Annotated in this window: 3 protein-coding genes; all 3 read right to left on the reverse strand. The window is 46.7% G+C overall.

Annotated elements, in window-relative coordinates; genetic code table 11:
* Positions 1-190 (reverse strand): LysM peptidoglycan-binding domain-containing protein (locus GQS64_RS11920; protein WP_198231756.1); only part of this gene is annotated, 190 nt, incomplete at its 3' end.
* Positions 191-552: 362 nt separating this feature from the next.
* Positions 553-1,020 (reverse strand): hypothetical protein, encoded by a 468-nt coding sequence (locus GQS64_RS11925; protein ID WP_198231757.1) that lies wholly within the window; start codon positions 1,018-1,020, stop codon positions 553-555.
* Positions 1,021-1,117: 97 nt separating this feature from the next.
* The coding region (locus tag GQS64_RS11930; RefSeq protein WP_210329476.1) for an invasin domain 3-containing protein at positions 1,118-4,065 on the reverse strand (2,948 nt) is incomplete at its 5' end.

A 4,065-nucleotide genomic window follows, 5' to 3' on the forward strand; every position in this document is an offset into this window, starting at 1 on the left:
GATAATGCGCCATGTCATCAGAAACCGGTGACAGCGGAACATAAACCGTATCCCCCACCGTTACCTTGTCAAAGCCGTTCTTGAAAAACCGATCCTGATTGAGACGCCGCAACCCCTCAACACTCAGATTATAGCGTTTGGCAACGCTATCAAGCGTATCACCGGACACCAGAACATAACCTCTGGTCATGATCGGCGAGCTATAGCCATCAGGTGAGGCGCTTGCACCATAGTCTCTCTGCCCGAAAGACTGTTCTCAGCGGCATAGCGTTCACTCTCCCGAGTCTCTTTGCGCAGCCTGCGTTGGCATGGCCATTGCCAGAAAAGACGAGCATAGGTAGAAGATAATCATCAACCATGACACAGCCTTTGACACAAAGGTGCTCAAAAAGTTACTGCGCATAGAAATGACATCCCCGCATTTCTTACATGACTAAGTTAAAATCATTCTTTTGAGAGAGCAGATTGCAGGGGCCTGCAATCTGCTCCCTGATGGATGTGCAGCCAGGGTCATGTCTGCACACCCATCGGCTTCATTTTAACGCTGCATACTTAGTGAACCGGTTCCGCACTCCCTCCATTGGTGACATGGGTTCCCAAGCCTCCATTGGCAGAGGATTGGCCTGACCAATTATGCCGGACATTACTGATCGAAATTTGATTGTTCGAGATATCAGCCGCCGTAACACCTTCTCTCATGCCTCGGTTCAACTGGACATCTACACCGCCATAAATAATGTAAGGTGCGTTAATTGTTCCGGTTGTTGTCCAAGCGGTCTGTCCTGCTCCGTTTGTACCACCATCAACAGTAACCACATTGTCGCTATAAATATTGCTCGAATAAAGACTTTTATAAGTGCTGCGGTTACCTGTTGGATCGGTTTGCAAAATAGAAATATTGTTTCCGTCAAAAACTAACGTTTCTGCTAAAGATGTACTGCTGTAAAACAGTGACGCAATAAGAGTGCAAACAGACACCCCATTTGCCCAGGTGGCTTTCCTGATCGAAGAGTTAAACATTTATACAATCCTGTAGCGCGTAAATCGAAAGTCCTGAAATGCACATTCCCGAATTTGGTTATTCGCCTAAATATCTGTTGGTTCACTTTTTTAACCCTTAATTAGCATAGATATTGACCGTAATTGACGACAGCTTGCCGGCATCCATACGACTACCTGTCAATGGAACACTGAAAAAAGTGCTGGATTCCGGGTTCGTCGTATAGGCTTCAAACTCAACGCTACCACTTCCTTGCAGATCAGGTTTCAAAGGAGTGTAGTTATTTACGTTAGAATAGACATCACATGCGCCTACACCGCCGCCACCGTTTGGCTTGCGATAACCGGGCGAGCTGATGGTATCGAAAGCGGTTTTGTCTGTGAATGATAGATTAAGGTTGTGGTTATTATCCCCGAAATCATTCATCCACGACTGAGGAATTGTTACGGCAACCGAACAGTTTTGCGTCTTTGTTCCATCTTTAGAGGAAACGTAAATAGCGCCATCAACCGTTGATGAGTGTAGCGTTAACTGCTTATCCCATAATGGGCTTGCTTGTTTCAGTTCAATAACGAACCCAAGACCTGAATGATAGTAGTCAACGCCATCCGTTGGTGTACAGTAAGTGAATGGCATTCCATCACTAATCCCGTTCGATGTAGTACCACATAGTTTCGGCGAGATTTCCAGAACTGCCAGCAAAACACCTGATAACGGTTGGAGTTTATAATTGACAGGCTTAGGCTGCCAACCTTGAGAATAATTGGTCATCGTGACAGAAAGCTTATAGGTAGACGGGCTGCTTTGCGAGCTTACAGTTGCCACGAGGCCATTTTGCGTGATGACCTGTGTTGATCCGAGGTCTGTTGTCGAGAACGTTACAGGGAGCAGCTCCGCAGGAATAGCACGTCCTTCTTTGTCAACAGGCTTATAGGTTGCGGTCAACTTGTCTGTGCCATTATTGTAAAGTATGGCTTTATCCAGACTGACCAACGACGCATCTTTGTCGACATAGAGGCTGAAATTTGTCTCCCCTTGGGCACTGAAGCCTTCTAAAGTGACCGTAAATCCATTGCTGCCAAGCCATGATGCATAGGTTGATGCCATTTGAAGAATGACCTTGCCATCTTCATTTGTCCTACGGTCTGTGCTGCCCTTTGCACCATCAATCGAAAGCTCACTATTGGAAGGTGTAACAGTGATTTGCCTATTACCTAATGCTACGCCGTTGTCATCGGTTAAAGTGACGGTAACAACATTGGTCGCAACACCATCGGCTATCGCGTTATCGGTATGAGCAATATCGATATTGACGTTCTGGCCAGGAATCTCAATAAGCTTCAATGTATTCGTTACACCTATTGTAGCGGCCTCTCCACCATTAACAGTAGGCATGATGTTGATAGCACCTATCGTTGTACCTGATGTCAACGTGCTGACATAGACACCCGCACCTTTATCATACGACCAGGCTGACATAGACGTGTCTCTTGGTCCGTTGGTATCTTGAGGGGTAATCACCTGACCAATGGTTTCAGTTTTCAACGTCGAAATGAAGTTGCCCGCTGCATCGCGTGGGATAAACTCGATACGACTTGTTGACTTTCCATTTGCTACAATCTCGCTTGGAATCGCTTTGATCTCACTTTGGCTAGCGTCTAGAGTCCCTGGAATAAGGGTGAGTATATTACCGGTCGAGCGGGAAATGCCATCCTCTCCATTAATCACCGGTATCACCTTGATAGCGCCGATTTTGGTTCCAGATGTCAAAACCGCTTGATAATGACCATCAACAAACGACCAGCCCCCCATGGTTATGCCACTAGCGTCTATCCCAATGATTTCACTTGTGATTGTGCTCGCATCGATGCTGGTAATAGGGTTCCCGTAACCATCCTTTGGCTTATAATGGATCGTTGAGGTGGTTTTACCATCTGCAACAATCGTAGCAGGATCAGCAGAAATCGTAGTTGTAGCGAAGTCTATCGCTCCCGCAGTAAACGTAATATTTAAGTCGGTAGTAACAGTTGTTCCTGATATCTGTCCTGTAACAGTCACAGTTTCAGCCGTATTATCAGACACGGCCGGTGCTTGTGTTATTTGGCCATCGGCACCGCTTTTTACTGTGGCCGGATAGATTGACGGTTTGCCACCTCCATTTGAACTTAAGGTGAATGTGACAGTTTTGTTTGGAATGAGTCTGAGGGTGCTCTTGTCACGCACAACAACCAAGAATGTTGGCAGTTGCGTATCATCCACCGAGACCGATGTGATACCATTATTCCAGGAAAGAACCAATTCAATGGCGTCCAATGTCACAGTGGCTGAAAGAGAACCCACGGCCACGTTGTTATATAACGGTACAATCATATAATCGCCGGTAATCGTGCCTTTGAGTGTTGCTGTATAGACACCGGCTGTTCCGGTCTCTTGTACCTTGTCAATCGTTATGCCCCCGCTATTAGGACCGCTTTTCATAACAAATTTCAAGTTATCGGCGATGTTACCTACCAGATTGCCATACTTGTCCTTGGCCGTAAAGGTCAATGTCGAGGTTTCCTCATCGTCTGCGACGATCGAAAGACGGGAGGCTGTGAATGTTGAACGCAGTTCATTATTTTCACCCTTTTCAACAGGATCACCGGCTCTCAATGTCACGTCGACTGAGAGGGTGCCGACAGCATTGCCCTTGAATTTCGGCGTTATCGTATAGACATTGGCAAGCGTGCCTTGGAGTGTTGCCTTATAGACACCGCTTGAACCTTCCTCGTTAATGGCAGACAGCGTCAACTTGCTTTTGTCAGGAGCGGGACCGTTTTTGATCGCAATATCAAAGGCAAGGTCGTTTGCGATACCCGTGATCTGGTTGCCATACTTGTCCTTGGCCGTAAAGATCAATGTCGAGGTTTCGCTGTTGTTTGCGGCGATCGAGGTTGGTTTGGCTATGAATGTTGAACGCTCCTTACCTGCGCCATCCTTGTCAACAGGAGCACCGGCTGTCAATGTCACAGTGGCTGAAAGAGAACCCACGGGCTCGTTATTATATTCCGGTACAATCGTATAAT

The sequence above is a fragment of the Bartonella sp. P0282 genome (assembly GCF_048452985.1).
Lineage (GTDB): Bacteria > Pseudomonadota > Alphaproteobacteria > Rhizobiales > Rhizobiaceae > Bartonella > Bartonella choladocola.